We start from the raw sequence: 22,176 nt of genomic DNA, 5'->3' as shown, positions 1-22,176 counted from the left end.
TTCAGTCTGTGACATCCGCCGGAGGCTAAACTGTTTTCAGTTCATCATACCATTTTATCAGTTCATTGGAAAGTTTGTTATGTCAGGAACTGTCACGTTAATAGCCATAGACATGCACAAATGGTTCTTTGCTGTTTCCTTCATTCACGATCAATACTTCAGGACCGTTGACCGACGTAACACTAATCTCCACGGGTATATTTTTAAAATGTGTTTTTACCAATGACGTCAAATACTGCGAAAACGCAATCAGCTCACTCTTGCCAAAAAACTGGATCGGTATTTCAATATGCAGGGAATTAAGCTTTTGATCCTTAAAGTATGCTGTCCCCACAGCATTTACGAAGCTTTCGAAATAATCGTCAATATCCTGTTTAAAGTTCTTGAACGTGGTATTTAATTCGCGATAATTGCCTGTCGGAGAGGATGCCGGCAGCAAAACATAAGTTTCGTTTACTTCTTTCCATCCTGTGAATTCATTTTTTCCTTTTTGTGCAATCGCTGTGGCAAAGTATGTACCCGGAACGATATCATTCCGGCTCTTTTGCTTGAACAGACCGACAGCAATCGGTATATCTGCCAGTTCCGGCTTCGCACGCAGACGCTGCAAAATAATGTCCGCCATCTGCTTGCCTTTTTCCTCAATGGTCTTATCGTCAATCGGACGCTCATTACCTTCACGCGGATAATAAAGTGAATTCATCGCCAGACCGATCGTCATCCCCGCCAGCTTCACTTTCTTTTCATCTGTCATCTGCAAATAGTTTTGTTCGACGATATGGGCTAGGTAAATCGGCGCTTTCTCTGCAATCTGTTCCGGTGTCATATCGTCTTTAATGGCTGGATTCAATCCGGCTTCGTAATTGGATTTCCGTGACAGCCATTCCTTTGCAGTATCCCGGTCAATATACTGACCTTCCTGGAAATAATAATTGGCCGGATCGAAATACTGCGTAGAAAGCCGCAGCAGTCCTTCTTCTGTTTCCTGCATATCATATTTCGTATTCAAATTACTGACGACCAGTCCCCTGCTCGCGCTTTTTTTGAAAGGAACAGGGGTACGATAATACTCATCTTTGACCTGATCTTCAGGTATAAGCACCATCTCTTGTTCGCTCTCATCTGTTTCCTGAACCGCTTTCTCCTGATCATCACCCGGTGTCGGCAGGCATCCCGTCAGCAATACAGCCGACAGAACACTTGGTATCAGCCATTTAGTTCTACTTTTCATTCATATCCACTCCAAGGGCATCAAGCATTGCTTGTTCATCCCAAATTTCAATTTCTAACTCTTGTGCTTTCGTTAACTTGGAGCCTGCGTCTTCACCTGCAATAACAAGATCTGTTTTTTTGCTGACACTGCCGCTGACTGTACCGCCGAACGCTTCAATCTGCGCTTTGGCATCCGAGCGAGTCAGCTGTGACAGTTTCCCGGTCAAAACCACCGTTTTTCCTGCAAACGGACCGGTAGTCGGCAACTCTTCACGCGTGACACCTTTATATATAGTATTGACGCCGTACGAACGCAATTTGTTCATTACTTCCTGAACTTCTTCTGTACTAAAATACGTCACTACCGCATCCGCCACAATATCGCCAATCTCAAACACATGGATCAGCTGCTCTTCTGTCACTTGCTCCAGCGCATCAAGCGTACGGAATTCCTCTGCTAAAATACGTGCCACTTTTTCCCCGACATGACGGATTCCAAGACCGAATAATAACTTCTCCAACGAATTCTCCTTGGACTGCTCAATTGCAGAAATAATATTATTCGCTGACTTTTCTCCAATCCGCTCAAGAGTAAGCAGTGATTCTTCTGTCAGTGTATAAAGGTCTGATACATCCTGCACGAGATTGGCCATATAGAGCTGCTCCACTAGTTTTTCGCCGATTCCTTCAATGTTCATGGCTTTCCGTGAGACGAAGTGAATAAGCGCTTCTTTCATTTGGGCAGGACATTTCGGATTCATACAGCGCAGGGCAACTTCCCCTTCAATACGCACCAGTTCAGAGCTGCATACGGGACATTCGGCAGGCATCTCAAACGGTTCTTCACTGCCTGTCCGTTCAGCTGTTACCGCCATGACGATTTCCGGAATGATGTCTCCGGCTTTGCGAAGTACAACCAGATCACCGATTCGGATATCTTTTTCCCGGATTAAATCTTCATTATGCAGTGAAGCCCGTCCTACTGTCGTGCCCGCCACTCTTACAGGTTCCAGTATAGCCGTCGGTGTGACAACTCCAGTCCTGCCGACACTCAGTTCGATAGCCATTAATTTTGTGCGGACTTCTTCAGCGGGAAACTTGTAAGCAATTGCCCAGCGCGGACTTTTTGCCGTATAGCCTAGCTGTTCCTGTGACTCGAAATTATCGACTTTAATGACGATGCCGTCTATTTCGTAATCGAGTGACTGACGGTTTTCGGTCCAGTATGCCACATATTCAAATACTTCTTCGATCGAAGAACAGCGCTTACGCTCATGATTCGTCGTCAGGCCGATTGCATCCAACTGATCCAGCGCTTCTGAATGACTGTCCAAATTATATACTTCTGCATCTCCGCCGACCGCATAAATAAATGTCGCCAAGTTGCGGCTTGCTGCGATTTGCGGATCGAGCTGGCGCAACGATCCAGCGGCTGCGTTACGCGGATTCGCAAACGGCGCTTCTCCCGCTTCGTCACGGGCTTCATTTAGATCGGCAAACGAGCGCTTCGGCATATAGGCTTCTCCGCGTACCTCAATGGTCAGCGGTTCCTTCAGTTTCAGCGGTACCGTACGGATTGTTTTCAGATTCGCCGTAATATCTTCACCGACTGCACCGTCCCCCCGTGTAGAGCCTTGTACAAGCCGTCCTTCTTCATATTGAAGCGAGACTGCAAGACCGTCGATTTTCAATTCACAGACATACACGGCACTGCCTGCAGACTCCCGCACACGCCGGTCAAACTCACGCAGATCTTCTTCATTGAATGCATTGGCTAAACTGAGCATCGGATGGCGATGAACGACTTTACTGAACACTTCAAGCGGCTTTCCGCCCACTCGCTGGGTGGGTGAATCAGGATAGATCAAATCCGGATGTTCCGCTTCAATTGCCAGCAATTCTTGCATTTTCTCATCATATTCTGAATCAGGTACGATCGGAGCATCCAAGTCATAATAGGCATGTCCGTACTCGTGAAGGATTTTCTTCAGCTCAGCAACCCGTTTTTCCAGTTCCAGTACATCATCCATCGTTAGTCCACACTCCTCAGAAACACATTATTCTTTTTCGATTGGTGCAAATTTAGCCAGCAGTCTTTTGATGCCGACAGGATTAGGGAAAGCGATGTCGAGTTCCAGATCATCTGCAGCTCCTTTTACACTGACGACAGTGCCAGTTCCCCATTTCTTGTGGGTGGCTTTATCGCCAGGCGTCCACTGCAATTTCTCTCCGCCGCTTTCATTATAGAGCGGACGTTTGACAGCAGCGCGCGGAACACCCGGCTTTTGTGGTGCTCTGTCGAATGGCACACTCATGCCGTTGCCGTCAGCGAGCATTTCGATCAGTTCTTCTGAAATTTCATTAAGGAAACGAGACGGTGAATTAAAATTCGAACGTCCGAACAGCATCCGGTAGCCTGCACAGGTCATATATAGACGCTGCTCCGCCCGTGTAATTGCCACGTAAGCCAGTCTGCGTTCTTCTTCCATTTCTTCCGGATCATCCAGCGCACGGATATGCGGGAAGATGTTCTCTTCCAGGCCGATTACAAAGACGACAGGGAATTCCAGCCCTTTTGCAGCGTGCATCGTCATCAGGACGATTTTTTCCGTGGAAGAGTTCTCTTCTTTATCGAGCGTATCAATATCTGCAACCAGCGCAAGATCAGTCAGAAACGCAACAAGTGAACGTTCACTCTCTTCTTCCTCTGCACGCTTTTCAAAGGCTTCGGTAACGGACAGGAATTCTTCAATATTCTCAAGACGGCTCTCCGCTTCAATCGTCTTTTCTTTTTCCAACATACTGCGGTAGCCTGATTTTTCAATGACTTCCTTTACTAATTCTGTGATGGACAGGAATTCCTGCATTTGCGAAAAGCCATCGATCATTTCACGAAATTTCATAGCTTCATTGGCTGCTCTCGCGGGAAGACCTATGAAATCCACTTCCTGAAGTGAGTCAAAGATGGAGCGATCATTTTCGAGCGCAAACATTGCCATCCGTTCAAATGACGTGGCGCCTATACTGCGTTTCGGTTCATTGATGACACGGGCAAATGCCAGATCATCGTCATTATTGGCGATCAGCCGCAAGTAAGCCAGCAAGTCCTTAATCTCTTTTCGGTCATAGAATTTTGTACCGCCGACAATTGTATAGTCCAGATTGGATTTTAATAAATATTCCTCAATTACACGTGACTGCGCATTCGTTCGGTAAAGAACCGCGAACTGGTCAAGCGACAGGCCCTGCTGTTCTTTCAGCTCAATAATCTGCTGCACGACGAATTGTGATTCATCTTTTTCATCACGTGCTTTATAAATAGAAATCAATTCGCCTTCCGCATTATCGGTGCGCAGCTTTTTGTCATAGCGGCTTTTATTATTATTAATCACTTCATTGGCAGCCTGCAGAATTCGTTTGGTTGACCGGTAATTCTGCTCCAATAAAATAACTTTTGCCTCTTTATAATCTTTTTCGAACGACAGAATGTTGCCGATATCAGCGCCTCGCCAGCGATAGATAGACTGATCGGAATCTCCGACTACACAGATGTTGCGGAATTTTGAAGCAAGCATCTTGACGAGCCGGTACTGGGCGTTGTTCGTATCTTGGTACTCATCGACGTGAATATACTGAAATTTATTCTGATAAAATTCCAATACATCCGGCACACGTTCGAACAGCACAAGCGTCATCATGATCAGATCATCGAAATCCATCGACTGATTCTGGCGGAGTTTTTTCGTATAGCGTTCATAGATATCCGCCACTGTGCGTTCATACGGATTTTGAGGATTGCAGTTTTTGCGAAATTCCTCTGCATCTATGCATTCATTTTTTGCATTGCTGATTGCGCCGAGCATGGCACGCGGATCATGCTGTTTCGGATCGAGATTTAATTCTTTCAGCACACGTTTGACTGCTGTCAGCTGATCGGCACTGTCTAAAATGGTAAAGTTCTTCGATAGCCCAATACGGTCGACGTTTCTCCGAAGGATCCGTACACACATGGAGTGAAATGTGGAAACCCACATGCGTTCACCGGACCCCGCACCCAAAAGGCCGTCAATCCGGTCACGCATTTCACGTGCTGCTTTATTTGTAAAAGTGATCGCAAGAATATTGGAAGGATACACCTGTTTTTCAACAACGAGATAGGCAATGCGGTGTGTCAGCACACGCGTCTTTCCCGATCCGGCTCCCGCCATTATCAGCAGCGGGCCTTCCGTTGCCTTAACAGCTCTTGCCTGTTCAGGATTCATGCCTTTCAGTAAGTCTTCTGATAGTTTATTCATGTAAGTACCGCCTTTTCGGAACGTTTGTTCTGATTATATATGATTCACACAGATAAAGGAACAGATTTCACTGCTTTTACTGTGGCCAGAGCGCTTTTCAAGTTTTCGTAGATAATATTTCCAACGACAACCGTATCCGCGATTGCTGCCATTTCTTTAGCCTGCTCAGCTGTGCGGATTCCTCCGCCATAGAAAAGCCGGGTTTTTTCAAGAAGTTCTTTGGCTGAACGCACAATGGCGGGATCGCCGTACTGTCCGCTGTATTCCAAGTAAAAAATAGGCAGCGAGAATAGATGTTCCGCCATGCGCGCATAAGCCTGTACATCTTCCTCGTCAGGCACCTGACTGACACCCGTCAGTTGAGCCGCTGTGCAATCAGGATTTAAGATGCAGTAGCCTTCGGTGATGATTTCATCAAAATTCATCATGTGCCCGTATTCCCGGAGCGCTTCATGATGCAGTCCATTGAGCCATTTTGTATTTGTTGTGTTCAGAACGGTTGGAATGAAATAATAATCGAATCCCGGCGTTACGGATTCCACGGTGGATACTTCTAATGCGAGGGGCACTGAAAACCGGCGGAAACGCGCCAGCAAGTCAAGTACATTTTCAATGGTGACACCGTCAGACCCTCCAATAATGACGCCGTCTGTTCCTGATTCTGCGATTGCTTCAAGATTTTCATCCGATATTTCTTTTGCCGGATCAATCTTGAAAGCGTGCCGCCATGTTTTGTAATCCATGTTTGTTCTCCTTTCAGGCTATTTATGGTTTTGTATGTAATGCAGGTTTTGATATGATTTAGTATCGAGACCAGGGAAAAGAACACCTTTTGCGATAAGACCTCCAACGTCTGTCGAGTCTAAACGGCCGTCTCCGCTTTAGGTGGCTACCAAAAAAACCGGTGGGTTGGGGCCCGGCCGGTTGGGTTCTTATTTTTTTGGCTGATTCTGATCGAGTTCAGGGTAGAGGCGTCCGAGCATGAGGTTGTAGCCTCCGGATCCGTAGTCCACACAGCGCCGAATGCGGGAGATGGTGGCTGTGCTCGCACCGGTTTCCTGCTGGATGCTGTCGTAGGTTTTTTTCTTGCGCAACATATGAGCTACATCTAATCGCTGTGCGATTGACTGGATTTCGCTCATTGTACAAACATCATCGAAAAATTGGTAGCACTCTTCTAAGTCTTTCAACTCCAAGATCGCATTGAATAATTGATCTGTCTGCTCACTTCGTATTTTATCGATTTGCATGTCCTCACCCTCTCTGTGCCGATCTTATGGAGTAAATGTAACGGAAGACGCAGGGCCCGACATAGTCGGCACAATATGAATCCAGGTCTTTCCAGCCGTTAACTTGACGGGAAGGCCCTGTTCTAACGGCGTTAGAAAACCGTCCATATTTTCCCACTCTATCGGTTTGGCAATTCCGTCATGAAACAGCATTGCCTTGCCGCCCGAATGAATATCAATTGCCTGTCTTCCTTCTCGATCCACCGTTTTATGATCCAATTCCATCACGAGCACGTTCGCTAATTCTACACGGCGCTCATTTAGTTTATCGACTGTATCAATACCGTTAACAGAACGGTAATAACGATTCGCCTGCTCATCATACTGATATGTACTGGCAAAATTCGGATTGCTGCCGTACGCGACTGTAATGGATGAAGCTATTTCTCCTATTTTATCACGTTCATCAAGATTTAGGAAAGAAAAGACTGGCATCTTAGAGATCTTTTCAGACGCTTTCGTCATTTCAAATGCCTGCTCAATATGCGCCTTGGAAATATACGAGTTATGCGGCGCCCTGCGATCAGTCGAGCGTTCGAATAAAGTTCCGTCATACTGCATGCCGTTAACTTGATCGACAACCCGGTCGTCCAGCAGTTTCTTGGCATCCGGGCTGTAGCCGTGGGCAATATAGAAGGCATCCATTCCTTCAGCCATCTTGATAAAATAATCACGGGCACTGCGTATCGGGCCGATTTGCTCAGGTATTACACTGTGAAACAACGCTAAATAACGTGTAACTTCTCCTTCCGCTAAAAATTCATAGATCAGATCTGCATCTGCAATACCAGATTGCGGACGGGCTAGCGGATGATTATTAATTGTAGCCAAAATGGGCCGGTTCTCCAGCTTTTCTGTCAGCAGTTCACCAGTAAAAGGAGCAGGGTAAGCGGATGAGATCGTTTCATCCGCCTGCTCCTCCGGTTTTTCTGAATCAGTATTTTTTGAGGAGCAGCCGCCAATACATAAAAGGCCTGCTAAAGCAGTTGCCAACAGTCTCCGTTTATTCCATTTCAATAGGGGTTCCTACCTTTCCGTATTAGGAATTAAGCGTTCATTCTTCAGCACCTGGACTAAACCTACAGGTGTGATTCGAACATGCGGCAGATGGATCGACTCCAGAAATAACAGAGTATAAACCGCATCCCCCTGATGGTACCCGCGTTCTTTCAACACCTTCTTTAAAGCCAACTCCTGCTTTGCTGCAATTTCCAGCGGCTGATCAGACATGCCGCCTGATACCGCCAGTGGCAGCGTGACGATGATTTCACCGTTTTCAGCAACAACCATGCCTCCGCCTATATTCTTCAACTCGTTAAAAGCTCTTTTCATTTCTTCCCAATTCTGTCCAACCAACAGGATGTCTCCTGTATTCGAATAAGAAGAAGCAAACCCTTGCAATGAATCCGCAAATCCTTTCAGCACGGTATTGACGCGCCACTTGCCTTTCCGATCGATCAGCAGCAGAAAGCATTCATTGCGATCCCTAATCACCCGGTCAGACAGGTCTAGATCGGTCTCATAAACTTTTGTGATTACGTCATTGACCATTTCGATTCCCTTATTCGATTCAAACGAGAAATCATGGTCAGTTAGTTCGAATGAAAGTTCAAATTTCGGTAGTCTCTCCCAATCAACTGCTTGAAACCGCATTTCCGCTTTGCCGTTTTTCAATAACCATTGTCCTTTTGACAGCACATCCGTCGGCACAGGGTTCCATTCATTTTCTAAAAAGTTTAACGTAGCGTAACGGCCTGTCCCGATAACACTATGCAGATCGGTGATGTCATAGTACCTCGCGACATTATAAGAAGCCATTTGATATGCATCGATTGGTGCCACTCCGGCATCGAGTGCAATTTGAATACATTTATCCATTATGCCGTCTTCATAGAATGAGGGAGTAGAGCCGTCCGTTGTCATCATCAAATGATCGAAAACATTCCAGCCTTTCTCTACAATTCCTTTCAATAAACCGGAAAGATCCCGTCGAATAGAGGATTCCCGCAAGGTAACAGCGTAGCCTTGCTGCAAACGTCTTTCCACTTCATCCACTGTCATTGACTCGTGGTCACCGTCCACCCCGAGCAGCTTCATTCGGGCAAGTGTCCGTTCTGACGCACCCGGGAAATGACCTTCAATCTTTTTCCCCCGACGTTTCGCTTCAACTAAAGACTGCATCATATTCTGGTCGCCCTGCAACAGCCGCGGCCAGCTCGTCAGTTCGCCTGCCATCAATACATCCGTGCGCTGCAGCCAGGCGGCAATATCTTCCGGATTGAATAGTTGCTGCTCGTTCTTCAGCATCGTCTGTGAATCCACCCGGGCCCACCAATAAAATGAAAAAGGCAATTCATTCAATTGATCGATCAGATGGAATGCCTCTCCTCTTTCCAATAAAGTAAAAAACATCAGGTTATCCGACAAGATCGTCGTAGTTCCGCGCTTTCCTGCATAATCCGCAAAACTTTCAGGGTTATAAATCTGAAACGGATGAACATGAGGCTCGATATAGCCGGGTACAATTTTCTTTCCTGACGCATCGGCCCTCTCAGTTCCTTCCAGTTGAGCAGGCAGTCTCTCTCCGACATATACAATACGATCTCCTTGAATCCATATATTGCCCTTCATCCACTTTTTAAAAATCGAATGCAAGTATGTTGCGTTTTCAATCAATAGATCCGGCGCTTTCTGCCCGTTAATAATAGCCAGCTGCACCTGTAATTCCTGTGTATTCCACATAACTTCCACCGCCCTGTTTAATTAACACTCGCTGTCTATTAAGATAGCAATCTGATGATGAATAGGCAAGCTGCATATAAGTTTTCCACAAGCACGTTCTGAAGCAAACAAATTACACACAAGTTATTCACGTTCCCAACAGTTTATTCACATTATACCCACTGATAACTCACAGTTTTTATAAGAACCTGTGGATATCTATAATTATTCAGAGAATCCCGGCAGGCCGTTTTTATTTAGAAACCCATATTAAAATCCCCTGCATTAAAATAAATGCAGGGGAATGGATTATCAAATTATTCAAATGTTCTCCAGCCAATATCATGCCTGTGGAAGAAACCGCTCCATTCTTTTGTGGAAAGACCTTCATAGACTTTTTCTTGCGCTTCTTTCAAATTACCGGCTTTTGCCGCTACCAGCAGAACACGTCCGCCGTTACCGACAAATTTACCGCCTTCTAATTTCGTTCCTGCATGGAAAACATCAAGTCCTGATGCCGTTATAGAATCTAAATTCGGCAGTTCTTTTCCGTTGACGACATCACCGGGATATCCGTCTGACGCAATGACAACGCCGAGCATCGCCTCTTCATCCCACTGCAGATTAAAAGTTTCCCCCGCCATCAAAGCTTCCATAAACTGACCGAAATCAGATGCCATGCGCGGCAGGACGACCTGTGTTTCAGGGTCCCCGAAACGCGCATTGAATTCGATAACCTTCGGACCTTGCTCGGTTAAGATCAAACCAGCATACAGAATACCTGTAAAAGGAATACCTTCTTCCGTCATGGCGTTTACTGTCGGCACTACGACGCGGTCATATGCTTCCTGAACTACTTCTTCTGAAATCTGGGGTACGGGAGAATAAGCACCCATTCCGCCGGTGTTTGGCCCGCGGTCCCCATCATATGCACGTTTATGATCCTGTGCGATGACCATCGGATAAATCTGTCCGTCATGAACAAAAGACATATAGGAAAATTCTTCGCCGTCCAGAAATTCTTCCACTACAACACGTGAAGAAGATTCGCCGAATTTTTGATTGCCGATCATATCATCGACTGCATCCAACGCCTCCTGAAGCTCCATCGCAACAATGACGCCTTTACCGGCCGCCAGCCCGTCTGCTTTGACAACAATCGGCGCGCCCTGTTCGCGAATGAACTTCTTTGCTTCTTCTGCATCAGTAAACGTGCCGTATGCTGCTGTCGGAATTTCATACTTATTCATGATTTCTTTAGCAAATGATTTACTGCCTTCAATCCGTGCCGCCGCTTTAGTAGGACCGAAAATGGTCAGGCCTCTGTCTTGAAAGAAGTCTACAATTCCTTCAGCCAATGGCTGTTCAGGCCCGACAAAAGTCAATGTGACATGTTTTTCGACCGCGAAATTAGCCAGTGCTTCAAAATCTGTTGCAGAAATCGGCACACAAGTTGCATCTGTTTTCATGCCGTCGTTTCCAGGCGCTGCAAATACTTCCGTTACAGAAAGCGCCTGGCTGAACTGTCTGGCAATCGCATGCTCGCGTCCGCCGCCGCCAATTACGAGAATTTTCATTTCCCTATTCCCCCTGCCTGCTTAATGTTTAAAATGACGTACTCCTGTAAACACCATCGTGATGCCATATTCATTGGCTTTTTTAATAGAGTCTGCATCTTTCACAGATCCGCCCGGCTGAATAATGGCTGTGATTCCAGCTTTCGCAGCCGCTTCCACTGTATCATCCATCGGGAAAAATGCATCTGAAGCAAGTGCCGCCCCTTTAGCCCGTTCTCCCGCCTGTGTCAGCGCGATGTTTGCAGCGCCGACACGGTTCATCTGTCCGGCACCGACACCAATTGTCATTTGCTCGTCCGTTACAACAATTGCATTGGACTTCACATGCTTCACAACTGCCCAGCCCAGTTTCATCGCGTTCCATTCAGCTTCAGTCGGTTCACGGTCTGTCGCTACTGTGATATCTGCGTCTTCAAAACCGTAGGCATCAGGCTGCTGCATAAGCAATCCGCCCTCAACTGACACCGTATTCCACTGATCTTTTTTCTGCTGTTCGAATGAAATCGTTAGGAGACGGATGTTTTTCTTCTTCGTCAATGTCTCAAGAGCTTCTTCTGTAAATGAAGGTGCAATAATGATTTCTAAGAAGATTTCTGCAAGCTGTGATGCTGTTTCCTGATCCACTTCTTTATTCAGCGCGATAATTCCGCCAAAAATAGATGTCGAATCTGCTTCGTATGCTTTTTTAAATGCTTCTGCAATTGTACTGCCTGTCCCCACACCACAAGGGTTCATATGCTTGACCGCCACTGCTGCCGGCTGTGTGAACTCTTTGACGATCTGAATCGCCGCGTTGGCATCCTGGATATTGTTATAGGAAAGTTCCTTGCCGTGAAGCTGTTCTGCATAGGCAATGGAGAAATCAGAACCAAGCGGACGACTGTAGAACGCTGCCTGCTGATGAGGATTTTCTCCATAGCGCAGTGGCTGCTTTAATTCGTATGTATACGTCACTTGCTCTGGGAACTGCTCACCTGCAAGTTCAGTCAGATAGCCAGAAATTAATGCATCATACGCTGCAGTATGGCGGAACACTTTAGCTGCCAGTCGGCGGCGTGTTTCAAGCGTTGTCTTGCCGTCTGCTTTCAGTTCATGCAAAACTGATTCATAGTCTGAAGCGTCTACGATAACAGTTACGTATGCGTGATTCTTTGCGGAGGCACGAAGCATGGCCGGTCCGCCGATATCAATATTTTCAATGGCATCTTCTGTTGATACGTCCGGTTTAGAGATCGTTTCTTTGAACGGATAAAGATTTACGCAGACTACGTCAATCGGCTGGATGCCGTGCTCTTTCATTTGTGCCTGATGTCCCGGATCATCCTGTTTCGCAAGCAATCCGCCGTGAATCATCGGATTTAAAGTTTTCACACGGCCTTCCATAATTTCGGGAAAACCTGTGATTTCATCGACAGCTGTCACGGCAACACCATTGTCTTTCAGGTGTTTCATTGTGCCGCCGGTAGATAATAATTCGTATCCAAGCTGTTCCAGTTCCTTCGCAAATTCCAATATCCCGCTTTTATCCGATACGCTTAGCAATGCGCGCTTTTTCAACGTAATTCCTCCAATTTATACAAAAGGCCTGTCATGATAACAGGCCGATCATTTTTCAAATAAGTTTTTTAATGTTTCTGCATACAGTTCATGTTCTGCTTTATGAATAGCAGCAGCTGTTTTATCAGGATCTTCTTCTACAACATGTACAGCACACTGCGCTAAAATAGGACCGGTATCCATTCCTTCATCCACAATGTGCACCGTCACCCCAGTTATTTTGACGCCTGCCGCCACTGCCTGCCCAATTGCATCTTTTCCTGGAAATGAAGGCAGCAGCGATGGATGGATATTGACGATTCGTTCAGGATACGCGCCGAGCAGAACAGGACCGATCAGGCGCATATAGCCTGCCAATATCAGCCATTCTGCCTGAACATCCTGCAGTCGCTTCAATACAGCTTGCTCATACATCTTTTTCGAATCAAAATCACGGGGACGAAAAGCCGCCACGGGGATGCCTGCCTGTTTAGCGCGTTCTGTTACAAACGCATCGGGCCTGTCCGTGACAAGCAGAACGACTTCAGCCGGAATCCCGCCGACGTAACACGCTTTTTCCAATGCAGCAAAATTACTGCCGCTTCCTGATGCGAAAATGGCGATCTTCACTTTATTGGTCATAACGTAAGAGTGCCGTCATGATCGCCATTGAACGCGACGCCTTCTTTAGTTGTGACGCGACCGATCACATACGCTTTCTCACCATGAGCTTCTGCAATTTTAATCGCTTTTTCCGCCTCTGCCTCAGGCAATGCTACTACAAAACCGATGCCCATATTGAAAACACTGTATAAATCACGGTCTGTCAGTTCGCCTTTTTCCTTCAACATCTTAAACACTGGAAGTACCGGCCACGCGCCTAAGTCCACCTCGACTCCAAAGCCCTCTGAGAACATGCGCGGCAGGTTTTCAAAGAATCCGCCGCCTGTAATATGGCCCATCGCATGTACATCCAGCTGCTGATGAATCTCCAGTACAGGTTTAGAATAAATTTTCGTCGGTGTCAGCAAGGCATCTGAAACCGTTCCAAGCTCTTCATACCCTTCGATTGTGCTGTCAATCTTCGCACCAAGCTGTTCAAAAACGATATGACGGACTAATGAATAACCATTAGAATGTATTCCACTCGATGCGATTCCAACCAGTACGTCACCTGCCTGTACACGCTCACCCGTCACCAATTGACTTTTTTCGCAAGCACCGACTGCAAAGCCTGCCAGATCATACTCATCTTCTTCATAAAGACCCGGCATTTCAGCTGTCTCTCCGCCGATCAAAGCAGCTCCTGACTGTACACAGCCGTCTGCCACTCCTTTAACGATGGCTTCCACCTTTTCAGGAACCGCTTTTCCAAGCGCAACATAATCCAGGAAGTAAAGCGGTTCCGCTCCTTGCGCCACGATGTCATTAACACACATCGCCACACAGTCGATTCCGATCGTATCGTGACGGTCAGCCATAAACGCCAGTTTCAGCTTCGTACCGACACCATCCGTTCCTGAAATCAATACAGGCTCTTTATATTCGAGCGCCGACAGGTCAAACATTCCACCGAAACCGCCAAAAGCTCCTGCAACACCTTTACGTGAAGTTCTGGCTACGTGGGATTTCATACGTTCTACCGACTCATAACCCGCCTCAATATTTACTCCTGCTTTTTCATATGCCTTCGACATGGAAAGGCCTCCTATCGTACGATTTCTTTTTCATGCGGCATCGCCGTATCCGAATAAATCTCCGTTGGATACTCGCCTGTGAAACACGCCAGACACTGGCCGCAGTTTTTCATTTCAGGCGACCGGCCGTTCGCTTCGAGCATTCCGTCGACCGACAGAAAATTAAGCGAGTCGGCGCCGATTTCTTCACACATTTCATCGAGCGTACGTCCTGTTGCAATTAATTCGGAGTCGGAACTGATATCAACTCCGTAATAACAAGGTGCAATCAAAGGAGGCGAGGCGATTACGACGTGAATCTCTTTTGCGCCAGCTTCTCTAAGCATCGCAACGATCCGCTTGGATGTCGTGCCGCGTACGATGGAATCATCTACCATTACGACCCGTTTTCCGTGAACTACCTGATGAACAGGCGACAGTTTCATTTTCACGCCTTTTTCCCGCAGCGCCTGCGAAGGCTGAATGAAAGTTCTCCCGACATAACGGTTTTTAATGAGGCCGAGTTCATATGGTATACCGCTCTGTTCGGAAAATCCGATTGCGGCGGAAATACTGGAATCCGGTACCCCTGTGACAACGTCCGCACTGATCTGCACTTCACGTGCCAGCTGTTTGCCGCAGCGTTTGCGTGCGGCATGAATGTTAATACCGTCGATATCTGAATCTGGACGGGAGAAATATACATACTCCATGGAACACATGGCGCGTTCAGCCGGCTGGGCAAAACGCTCAGACGTCAGCCCTTTATTATTGATAATAACTAATTCACCGGGTTCTACCGAGCGGACATGCTCCGCTCCGATAATATCGAATGCACAAGTTTCAGATGCCACGACCCACGAATCACCAATTTTCCCCAGCGACAGTGGACGCAATCCGTTTGGATCCTGTGCGACCATAAGGCCTTCATCTGTCATAAGAACGAAAGCAAAAGCCCCTTTTAAGATGCTCAATGCTTTTTTCACTTTGTCGCGCTGATTCAGTGAGCCGCTGCTGCGTTTAATCAGATGTGCAAGCACTTCTGTATCAGAAGTAGTCTGGAAAATACTTCCTTGACGTTCCAAATGTTCTTTAAGATCCGTAGCATTGATTAAGTTACCGTTATGAGCAATCGCAAGGCTTCCCGTTGTTGAACGGAACACGAGCGGCTGTACATTTTCAATACCGCGGCCCTGTTCTGTCGTATAACGAACTTGTCCAATCGCACCATAGCCATGTAATGTCGCCAGGTTTTCGCCGGAGAACACTTCATTGACCAGACCTTCGCCTTTCACAGCATGGAGACCGTCATCGCGTTTGACGCAGATGCCGGCTCCTTCCTGTCCTCTATGTTGAAGAGCATGCAGTGCGTAATAGCTTATTTGCGCCGCATCTTCATGCCCCCAAATACCAAATACGCCGCACTCTTCGTTTAACCCTCTGAGTTCAGCAAGCATGGAATAGCCCCTTTCCAAGCAGCGTGGAATTCTTCTACCGTCCCTTCCAGTAAAACCGTTCCTTCTGCATCTTTGATGACAAGTTGCTCGCCATCTGTCACAGTTCCGATTTTCACAGCATCTTCAACCTTCTGTTCAAATGCCGCCACTTGCTCAGGTTTTACAGTAACCAGGAAACGTGACTGTGATTCGCTGAATAAAGCGGTAACTGCAGAACCTTCGACTGTTACGTCTGCTCCCAGTCCGTCCGCGGCAAATGCTTTTTCACAAAGCGCTACCGCAAAACCGCCTTCAGAAAGGTCCGCTGCAGACTGGATTTGCCCTTGTTGGATTGCGTTAAGCAATTGATCCTGACGTTTCACTTCTGTATCCAAATCGATAGCAGGTGATTTACCGAAAATCTTTCCTTCTACCATCTGCTGAAGCTCACTGCCACCGAATTCTGTCGCTGTTTGACCGATCACATAAATCGCATCGCCTGCCTGTTTCAAGCCGGGCGTTGTGACATGTTTCAAGTCATGGACCAGACCGACAAGACCGATCGTCGGTGTTGGATAAATCGGAACACCATTTACTTCATTCGAAAGGGAAACGTTACCGCCGATCACCGGCGCGTTCAGCTTACGGCAAGCTTCTGAGATACCGTCTGCTGATTTCTCCAGCTGCCAGAACACTTCCGGTTTATCCGGGCTTCCGAAGTTCAGGCAGTCTGTCAGTGCAATTGGTTCTGCTCCTGAACAAATCAAGTTCCGTGCTGCCTCAGCCACCGCAATTTTGCCGCCTGTTTCAGGGTCTAGATAGATGAAACGCGAATTACAGTCTGCTGTCATCGCGATCCCTTTATTCGTACCCCGCACGCGGATAATCCCAGCTGATGCTCCCGGAGCCAGCACCGTACTTGTTCTTGCTCCTGTATCAAACTGATTATAGACCCATTCCTTTGAAGCAATCGTCGGGCGCTGCAGCAGTTCCAGTAACGTATCTTTCAAGTTTGCTACTTGCGGCTCTTTATTTTCCATCGCCTGGTTCTCTGCAAATGAAGCCGGCTCTTTTGATTCTTTTTGATAGCTTGGTGCATCTTCAGCCAATAAATCAGCCGAAACTTCTGCAACTATTTCCCCTTTATGAAGGAGGCGAAGCATTTTGTCATCTGTTACGCGGCCGATAGCCACAGCATTAATCCCATATTTAGTGAATAATTGTATGACTTCCTCTTCGCGGCCTTTCTTGACTACGATCAGCATGCGTTCCTGCGACTCAGACAGCATCATTTCATAAGCTGTCATATTTTCTTCACGCTGTGGCACCAGATTCAAATTCATCTCTACCCCATAGCCTGCTTTTGAAGCCATTTCAGCTGCGGAAGAAGTTAGTCCTGCCGCTCCCATATCCTGAATCCCGATGAGTGCATCAGATTTCACAAGCTCCAGACAAGCTTCCATTAACAGTTTCTCAATGAAAGGATCCCCTGCCTGCATAACCGGCAGTTCATTCTCTTCTTCAATTGACACTTCTGAAGACGACATCGTCGCACCGTGAATTCCGTCACGGCCGGTTGTAGCGCCGGCATATAGGACAGTGTTACCTACTCCTGCCGCCAATCCTTTTTGAATATCTTCATGATTAAGCAATCCAACCGCCATCGCATTGACAAGAGGACGCTTAGAGTAGCATTGATCGAACTGCACTTCACCTGCTACTGTAGGAATCCCCATCGCATTGCCGTAACTCGCAATCCCGGCAACCGCCTCTTCGAATAAAAACTTATCGCGCGGATCCGTTAAATCACCGAAACGCAAAGAGTTTACCAGCGCAACCGGACGCGCACCCATGGAAAATACGTCACGGATAATACCGCCCGCCCCCGTAGCCGCACCAATGAACGGTTCAATTGCAGAAGGCGAGTTGTGTGACTCCATCTTGAATACCGCAGCCTGATTGTCACCGATGTCTACAATTCCTGCGCCTTCGCCCGGCCCTTGAAGCACACGCGCGCCTTCAGTCGGGAACTTCCGAAGAACAGATTTTGAACTTTTATAAGAACAGTGTTCTGACCACATAGCCGAAAACAAACCTGTTTCCGTATAATTAGGAGTGCGTCCAAGCATTTCTTCCGCACGTGTATACTCTTCTTCCGTCATGCCCATTTGAAGATACAAACGCTGCTCTTTCACTTGTTTCGCTGTAGGTTCGTGATTAATTGACATGCTTCTCACTCCAATTGTTCAAGATTGAATGGAATATTGGCGCTCCATCGGTACCGCCGATCAGTTCTTCCACTGCACGTTCAGGAAGCGGCATCATGCCGAGCACATTGCCTTTTTCATTTGTAATGCCTGCAATTGCAGCTGTGCTGCCGTCCTCATTTTCACCCGCATAGGTAAAGATGATGCGGTTGCTGCTTTTCAATTCTTCCACTGTTGCTTCATCCGCATAATAATTACCGAATTCATTGGCAACCGGAAGTGTAATTTTCTGGCCTTTTGAATATTCTTTTGTAAATGCTGTGCTGGTATTTTCTACCTGCAGCTTTACTTGAGCAGAACGGAACTTCAGGCTATTGTTGCGCAAAAATCCGCCTGGCAGAATGCCCGCTTCCACTAATATATGAAATCCATTTCCTACGCCGAGAACCAGTTTTCCCGACTCTGCAAACTTCTGAAGTTCCTGACACGCAGGCGAACTTTTCGCAAGTGCACCGGGACGTAAATAGTTACCGTAAGATGTACCTGTCGGCAAAAGCAGCGCGTCGAATTGACCCAGCCGGTCCGCTTCTGTATGCCAGACATATTCCACTTCCTGCTTCACTGTTTCCTCAACCGCATGGTACATATCCAGATCACATGTAAGACCCGGGAATACTAGGACAGCGAACTTCATTGGCCGGCAACCTCCCCGACTTCAAAGCGGTAATCTTCGATGACTTTATTGATCAGCAGGTTATCGCACATTTCTTTCACACGCGTTTCAATCGTTTGTTCAGAACCATCCAGTTCCAGCTCGATCAGCTTACCGACACGAACACTCTTTACTTCTTCAAAGCCCATTTTCTGAAGTGCATCTGTCGTTGCGATGCCTTGTGGATCTACAACACTTTCACGTAATGTTACATAAATAGTTACTTTCGTCATTGTTGGTTCCTCCCAAAGTGGAAATAGTAGTGTAAAACTTATTTAATCCTGCCAGATACCTGATTGTTCAATTTCGATAAGGGTTTCTTCTATATGATCTGTCATGATCGTAACATGGCCCATTTTGCGTTTCTCTTTGGCTTCTGCTTTGCCGTACAAATGAATGGACCAGTCAGGATACTCCGTAATAGCTTTCTTCATTGGCTCTACATGCTCTCCAAGCAGGTTTACCATAATTGAAGATGCCCATAGTCTTGGTTTACGCAGCGGCCATCCGCAAACTGCACGGATATGCTGATGAAATTGCGAAATATTGCACGCTTCGATCGAATAATGTCCCGAGTTATGCGGACGGGGAGCCAGTTCGTTTATGATAATCCCGCCATCCGGAAGCACAAACATCTCAACGGCCAGTGTTCCGACCAGATGCAAATGACCCGCAATTTTTTCTGCTTCGCGCTCTGCCTGCTCTAATACCGTGTCAGCTACACGTGCCGGCACAATCGATTCATGCAGAATATGGTTTTTGTGAATGTTTTCTGCGATTGGCAGGCAATAGGACTGTCCCGCTTCATTACGTTGTATGATCACTGAAATTTCTTTCTCAAACGGCACGAATGCTTCCGCTATACAGGCTGAATGGGCGAACAGCGACCTGGCTTCTTCCAGCTGTTCTTTTGAATCTAATTTCACTTGTCCTTTTCCGTCATATCCGCCAAAAGCGGTTTTCACAATACAAGGATAGCCAATATCGGAAATTTTCTCTGCCAGCTCTTCAAATGAATCAGCTGCAATATAAGGTGCAACCGGTGCTCCTGCTGCTTGAATTTCAGCTTTTTCATTAATTCGGTTTTGTATGATGCGAACAAGCTCTGCTCCCTGGGGCACATTCGCCTGCTCTGTTAATCTCTTCAAACCTTCATAATCGATATTCTCAAATTCGAATGTAATGACATCACTGACTTTACGTAGCTCAGCCAGCGCTTTCTCATCATCATATGGTGCGATAATTTCTATATCAGCAATTTGTCCACACGGCGAGTTCTTCGTTGGGTCTAATACAGCAATGTGAAATCCAGCTTCTTTTGCCGCCATTCCCATCATACGCCCAAGCTGACCGCCGCCGATAATTCCGATTGTCTGTCCAGGTAAAATCACTTTCACTCCAGCTCACCGCTGCTTTTCAAAGAGATTTGACGCATTTGATCACGCCGTTCCTGCAATCGTGAACGCAGCTCCTTATCCGTTGTGCTGATCATCTGCGCAGCCAGGAGTCCCGCATTGATAGCACCGGCTTTCCCAATCGATACTGTAGCTACAGGAACACCGCCCGGCATCTGTACGATTGATAATAATGAATCCATACCGTTTAATGCTTTAGATTGTACCGGAACACCGATAACAGGAACCAGCGTTTTTGCAGCAACCATTCCAGGAAGATGAGCTGCTCCGCCTGCTCCTGCAATAATCACATGCAGCCCTTTCGCTTCAGCCTGTTCCGCATATTCAAACAGCAAATCAGGTGTACGGTGAGCTGAAACTACCTTCTTTTCATAGGGGACCTCCAGCTCGTCCAGGATCTCACATGCATGTTTCATTGTTTCCCAGTCACTTTTACTTCCCATAATCACACCGACTTTCGGTTCCAAATCCAATCCGCTCCTTCATATCCGTACTATTCAAATTATTTTAATAAAAAAAGGTCCTTGAAAACTCCACTTTTCACATGCACAAAAAGCAGAACTTTCAAGGACCCTTAACAATCCGCGATAATAGACTCTCTATCTCACGAAGATATCCAAGAAAAATTGCTTTCCCACATAGTGTAGACATTTACGGTGTCTTGGTAGAAACGCTGCAGCCAATTCTGCGGCATATACGGGGAACTCATTTACTCTTATTATAGTAACAATTTAAATTTCATACGTCAACTCAAAGACGAACAATATATAATGACGCTTTTATAATCATTCGCCTTTCGGACGTACCTGGATTGAAAACATACCTATTACTAGAGCATTCCACTATTTTCAGCTGTTTTTAATCCCTTGAAACTGGGTTTGCTGCTTGACAGGAATGTACTCTCCGCCCTCTTGTTTAAAAACCGGTTTCTCTCTTCTCGCAACAACTGTATAGCCCAAACGTTGAATCCGTTCAAGGCACTCTTCCAATGTTTCTTCGTCTTGCCGATCAAACCACATTTTTTTGCTGCTCATTTAAATAGCTTTCCTCTTTTCACACTTTTCACCCAGAAACCGCCATGTATGGTTTTTGGTTCATACGAAATAATGAACGCTTTGGGATCAAGCTCTGTTATGGTTTTGTATAACTGCAATTCATATTTGCGCGGTGTCAAAATTTCCATCGTCGAACGGCCGCCGCTTAATCCATTTGCGGACCAATCTGTCACACCGTATCCTTTACGTCGCAATTCATGAGGCATTTCTTTATTAATATCTGCTGTAATTACATTTACCGTAATATAGCCAAGGGCTAATCTTTCCTCGATCTTAGAACCAACCACTACGCCGGATCCAAATCCGAGAGCATAGGCAATTAAATTCTGAATTTGATCTAAGTTATCCAACACTAAACCTAATCCGATAACATAGATGACGACTTCAAACATACTCACGGCCGCAGCGATATACCGGTAGCCTTTCAGTGTCAAAATCATTCGGACTGTCGAAAAGGAAACGTAGATAACATTTATCATGAAGATGAGCAGGACCATACCCATAGGCAACCTCTCCTTTCCGGAATAGGGTTTATCGTATCGCGCTTTATCAAAAAGTTCAAGGAAAGTCTTTTGAACATTTATTCAATTGAGCCAGAGTACTATATAGAGTTGGATATGAGAGGGGTGGCATGATCACTCTGAGGAAGGTATGATCAAACGAGCCTAACTCATTATCACGCATCAACTGAGTATGAAGGTAGTATTAAAAGTGAGCGCATAGACGCCTAGTATGAACAATAGGAGGTCTGTCTGTCGATGCGGCACCTGCCACGCACCAAACAAGGTTGCGACCGCACTATTCCGCCTGGGCAACGCACCAAACAGACTGTCCATCGAACCAAACGTCCTGCTCACCGCTCCATTCTGCGCTGCCAGCGAGCCTAATTCGCCACTTACCGCACCATTCAACTTGTGAGTACGCAAGAAATAAACTCCCCGTCCTTCTCGCTGCACAGTGTTGTGTCTTTTCTTTTGTCTATAACTCCAAAAGCCTCCCGGCTTCACCTTTCTATTAGAACACACAAAAAAGCCACTCCCCATAA

At 46.5% G+C, this 22,176-nt stretch carries 20 protein-coding genes and 1 riboswitch; all 20 genes read right to left on the bottom strand.

Features of this window, described 5'->3' with window-relative positions:
• Positions 1-97: 97 nt before the first annotated feature.
• The 20 genes from NCCP2331_RS15855 to NCCP2331_RS15760 all read right to left on the bottom strand — a co-directional run bounded on the left by NCCP2331_RS15855 (position 98) and on the right by NCCP2331_RS15760 (position 22,057).
• Complete coding sequence (locus NCCP2331_RS15855; RefSeq protein ID WP_251671785.1) at positions 98-1,231, bottom strand: CamS family sex pheromone protein; 1,134 nt, start codon at positions 1,229-1,231, stop codon at positions 98-100.
• Entirely contained in the window at positions 1,221-3,242 is a 2,022-nt protein-coding gene (gene ligA, locus NCCP2331_RS15850) for an NAD-dependent DNA ligase LigA (protein WP_251671784.1), read from the bottom strand. Before ligA ends, NCCP2331_RS15855 begins: the two co-directional genes overlap by 11 nt.
• Positions 3,243-3,269: 27 nt before the next feature.
• Positions 3,270-5,507 carry a DNA helicase PcrA gene (pcrA, locus tag NCCP2331_RS15845; protein WP_251671783.1) on the bottom strand — a complete coding sequence of 746 codons (2,238 nt, stop codon included), beginning with the start codon at positions 5,505-5,507 and terminating at the stop codon, positions 3,270-3,272.
• A gap of 44 nt (positions 5,508-5,551) precedes the next feature.
• Entirely contained in the window at positions 5,552-6,250 is a 699-nt protein-coding gene (pcrB, locus tag NCCP2331_RS15840) for a heptaprenylglyceryl phosphate synthase (RefSeq protein ID WP_153722243.1), read from the bottom strand.
• A gap of 189 nt (positions 6,251-6,439) precedes the next feature.
• Complete coding sequence (locus NCCP2331_RS15835) at positions 6,440-6,757, bottom strand: YerC/YecD family TrpR-related protein (RefSeq protein ID WP_153722244.1); 318 nt, start codon at positions 6,755-6,757, stop codon at positions 6,440-6,442.
• A gap of 24 nt (positions 6,758-6,781) precedes the next feature.
• Positions 6,782-7,813, bottom strand: a complete 1,032-nt coding sequence (locus tag NCCP2331_RS15830) for a DUF3048 domain-containing protein (protein ID WP_251671782.1) — start codon at positions 7,811-7,813, stop codon at positions 6,782-6,784.
• Between the two features lie 9 nt (positions 7,814-7,822).
• A complete protein-coding gene (locus tag NCCP2331_RS15825; RefSeq protein ID WP_251671781.1) occupies positions 7,823-9,538 on the bottom strand; it encodes an adenine deaminase C-terminal domain-containing protein in 1,716 nt (571 codons plus the stop codon).
• A 296-nt stretch (positions 9,539-9,834) separates the two neighbouring features.
• Complete coding sequence (gene purD / locus NCCP2331_RS15820) at positions 9,835-11,094, bottom strand: phosphoribosylamine--glycine ligase (RefSeq protein WP_251671780.1); 1,260 nt, start codon at positions 11,092-11,094, stop codon at positions 9,835-9,837.
• 21 nt (positions 11,095-11,115) lie between these two features.
• Complete coding sequence (purH, locus tag NCCP2331_RS15815) at positions 11,116-12,651, bottom strand: bifunctional phosphoribosylaminoimidazolecarboxamide formyltransferase/IMP cyclohydrolase (RefSeq protein WP_251671779.1); 1,536 nt, start codon at positions 12,649-12,651, stop codon at positions 11,116-11,118.
• A gap of 48 nt (positions 12,652-12,699) precedes the next feature.
• On the bottom strand, positions 12,700-13,272 hold the full coding sequence (purN, locus tag NCCP2331_RS15810) for a phosphoribosylglycinamide formyltransferase (protein WP_251671778.1): 573 nt from the start codon (positions 13,270-13,272) through the stop codon (positions 12,700-12,702).
• Positions 13,269-14,327, bottom strand: a complete 1,059-nt coding sequence (purM, locus tag NCCP2331_RS15805) for a phosphoribosylformylglycinamidine cyclo-ligase (RefSeq protein WP_251671777.1) — start codon at positions 14,325-14,327, stop codon at positions 13,269-13,271. Before purM ends, purN begins: the two co-directional genes overlap by 4 nt.
• A gap of 11 nt (positions 14,328-14,338) precedes the next feature.
• Entirely contained in the window at positions 14,339-15,763 is a 1,425-nt protein-coding gene (gene purF, locus NCCP2331_RS15800) for an amidophosphoribosyltransferase (protein WP_251671776.1), read from the bottom strand.
• Positions 15,739-17,970 (bottom strand): phosphoribosylformylglycinamidine synthase subunit PurL, encoded by a 2,232-nt coding sequence (gene purL, locus NCCP2331_RS15795; protein WP_251671775.1) that lies wholly within the window; start codon positions 17,968-17,970, stop codon positions 15,739-15,741. Before purL ends, purF begins: the two co-directional genes overlap by 25 nt.
• Positions 17,960-18,643, bottom strand: a complete 684-nt coding sequence (purQ, locus tag NCCP2331_RS15790) for a phosphoribosylformylglycinamidine synthase subunit PurQ (protein WP_153722252.1) — start codon at positions 18,641-18,643, stop codon at positions 17,960-17,962. The genes purL and purQ overlap by 11 nt, the downstream gene beginning before the upstream one ends.
• Complete coding sequence (gene purS / locus NCCP2331_RS15785; RefSeq protein WP_153722253.1) at positions 18,640-18,894, bottom strand: phosphoribosylformylglycinamidine synthase subunit PurS; 255 nt, start codon at positions 18,892-18,894, stop codon at positions 18,640-18,642. The genes purQ and purS overlap by 4 nt, the downstream gene beginning before the upstream one ends.
• Before the next feature lie 42 nt (positions 18,895-18,936).
• Positions 18,937-20,058, bottom strand: a complete 1,122-nt coding sequence (gene purK, locus NCCP2331_RS15780) for a 5-(carboxyamino)imidazole ribonucleotide synthase (protein WP_153722254.1) — start codon at positions 20,056-20,058, stop codon at positions 18,937-18,939.
• Positions 20,055-20,543 (bottom strand): 5-(carboxyamino)imidazole ribonucleotide mutase, encoded by a 489-nt coding sequence (purE, locus tag NCCP2331_RS15775; RefSeq protein WP_153722255.1) that lies wholly within the window; start codon positions 20,541-20,543, stop codon positions 20,055-20,057. The genes purK and purE overlap by 4 nt, the downstream gene beginning before the upstream one ends.
• Positions 20,544-20,695: 152 nt before the next feature.
• Positions 20,696-20,796, bottom strand: a riboswitch (purine riboswitch).
• Between the two features lie 128 nt (positions 20,797-20,924).
• Positions 20,925-21,110 carry an NETI motif-containing protein gene (locus NCCP2331_RS15770; RefSeq protein WP_153722256.1) on the bottom strand — a complete coding sequence of 62 codons (186 nt, stop codon included), beginning with the start codon at positions 21,108-21,110 and terminating at the stop codon, positions 20,925-20,927.
• Positions 21,107-21,634 carry a DUF2179 domain-containing protein gene (locus NCCP2331_RS15765; RefSeq protein WP_153722257.1) on the bottom strand — a complete coding sequence of 176 codons (528 nt, stop codon included), beginning with the start codon at positions 21,632-21,634 and terminating at the stop codon, positions 21,107-21,109. The genes NCCP2331_RS15770 and NCCP2331_RS15765 overlap by 4 nt, the downstream gene beginning before the upstream one ends.
• A gap of 180 nt (positions 21,635-21,814) precedes the next feature.
• Entirely contained in the window at positions 21,815-22,057 is a 243-nt protein-coding gene (locus tag NCCP2331_RS15760; RefSeq protein WP_153722258.1) for a hypothetical protein, read from the bottom strand.
• Positions 22,058-22,176 lie beyond the last annotated feature (119 nt).

The sequence above is a fragment of the Sporosarcina sp. NCCP-2331 genome (assembly GCF_023707945.1).
GTDB classification, from domain to species: Bacteria; Bacillota; Bacilli; order Bacillales_A; family Planococcaceae; genus Sporosarcina; species Sporosarcina cascadiensis.
Note: the sequence above shows the minus strand (reverse complement) of the source record. Positions and strands in the feature narration are given on the sequence as shown.